The sequence below is a fragment of the Faecalibacterium sp. DFI.5.82 genome, assembly GCF_029076575.1.
Taxonomy (GTDB): Bacteria; Bacillota; Clostridia; order Oscillospirales; family Ruminococcaceae; genus Faecalibacterium; species Faecalibacterium duncaniae.
In genome coordinates this window covers 1-300 of record NZ_JARFIS010000766.1, presented here as the reverse complement: position 1 = coordinate 300, position 300 = coordinate 1, and the positions used below count along the sequence as shown (strand labels likewise).

1 protein-coding gene is annotated in these 300 nt (G+C 63.7%); it reads right to left on the bottom strand.

The features are described from left to right. A partial coding sequence (locus P0G09_RS18820) for an NAD(P)H-dependent glycerol-3-phosphate dehydrogenase (RefSeq protein ID WP_342760569.1) occupies nt 1–300 on the bottom strand: 300 nt, incomplete at both ends.

Genomic DNA, 300 nt, shown 5'->3' with positions numbered 1-300 from the left:
GGTCACACCCTTGCCGATAAGGATGCCGGCCCGGTTGTTGCGGCTGTGCATACTGGTGGCGGTCACGATCAGGTCACCGATGCCAGCCAGACCGGCAAAGGAGTGGACATTGCAGCCCATGGCCACGCCCAGCCGGGCAAGCTCGGCAATGCCGCGGGTGATGAGTGCGGCGCGGGCGTTGTCGCCATAGCCCAGGCCGGTGGAGATGCCCACGCCCAACGCCATGACGTTCTTCAGGGCACCGCTGAGTTCCACGCCCTTGATGTCCTCATTGGTGTACACACGCATGACGTTGTTGGT